Raw genomic sequence first — 1,466 nt, 5'->3', positions numbered from 1 at the left:
ACTGGGGCTTAAGTTCAAAGCTTCGCTTGCGCTAACCTCTCCCCTTAACCTTCCAGCACCGGGCAGGCGTCAGCCCATATACCTCACCTTTCGGTTTCGCATAGACCTGTGTTTTTGCTAAACAGTTGCTTGGGCCAATTCTCTGCGGCCATTCGCATGGCACTCCTTCTCCCGAAGTTACGGAGTCATTTTGCCGAGTTCCTTAACAATGCTTCTCCCGTCGGCCTTAGGATTCTCTCCTCATCCACCTGTGTCGGTTTACGGTACGGGTATCCTGTAAACAATAGCGGCTTTTCTTGGCAGCCAGCTCACACACTTCTCTACTTCTTTTCGATCCGCATCACGTCTTCGGATTGCACACCGGATTTGCCTGATGTACTCCTACCTCGCTTGCACCGGTCTTTCCATTCCCGGCTTGTGCTCTCTGTCTGCGTCCCCACAGTTCTGTTACAGGATAGTACAGGAATTTCAACCTGTTATCCATCGACTACGTCTTTCGACCTCGCCTTAGGCCCCGACTTACCCAGGGCAGATCAGCTTTACCCTGGAAACCTTAGATATTCGGCCAAGAGGATTCTCACCTCTTTCTCGCTACTCATTCCGGCATTCTCTCTTCTTAAAAATCCACTGCTCCTTTCGGTACAGCTTCGTCTCTTTAAGAATGCTCCTCTACCGATGAACAGTGATCAACGCAGACCAACAGCAGTCTGTTTCATCTGTTTTGGAATCTTCTTGATTTCATCAAGAAGCTTTCCTCTTGCATTGATCTGTATTGATCACTGTTCATCCCTGAGCTTCGGCAGTGTGTTTCAGCCCCGGACATTTTCGGCGCAGGACCTCTCGACTAGTGAGCTATTACGCACTCTTTTAATGGATGGCTGCTTCTAAGCCAACATCCTAGTTGTCTTCGAAATCCCACATCCTTTTCCACTTAACACACATTTTGGGGCCTTAGCTGCAGGTCTGGGCTCTTTCCCTTTCGACTACCCAACTTATCTCGGATAGTCTGACTCCCATACATCATCTACACGGCATTCGGAGTTTGATATCCCTTGGTAAGCTTTGACGCCCCCGTAGGAATTCAGTGCTCTACCTCCGCAAGACTTGTATGAGGCTAGCCCTAAAGCTATTTCGAGGAGAACCAGCTATCTCCGGGTTCGATTGGAATTTCTCCCCTATCCACACCTCATCCCCACCCTTTTCAACGGATGTGGGTTCGGTCCTCCATTGCCTTTTACGGCAACTTCAACCTGGACATGGATAGATCACCCGGTTTCGGGTCTACTCCGACTGACTTTCGCCCTATTCAGACTTGGTTTCCCTTCGGCTCCGCACCTTCAGTGCTTAACCTCGCCAGCCAGCGTAACTCGCCGGACCGTTCTACAAAAAGTACGCGGTTCATCATATAAAGATGTTCCACAGCTTGTAAACATATGGTTTCAGGTTCTTTTTCACTCCCCTCCCGG

The 1,466-nt window shown here is 49.7% G+C and carries 1 rRNA gene (running past one end of the window); it reads right to left on the bottom strand.

The features are described 5' to 3' along the window. Positions 1–1,466 (bottom strand): 23S ribosomal RNA (locus RUMTOR_RS14035) (its annotated part extends 191 nt beyond the left edge of the window); the annotation flags it as partial.

Source organism: [Ruminococcus] torques ATCC 27756, from assembly GCF_000153925.1.
GTDB classification, from domain to species: domain Bacteria; phylum Bacillota; class Clostridia; order Lachnospirales; family Lachnospiraceae; genus Mediterraneibacter; species Mediterraneibacter torques.
The sequence above is the reverse complement of the archived record's forward strand: the minus strand, read 5'-3'. Positions and strand labels throughout refer to the sequence as shown.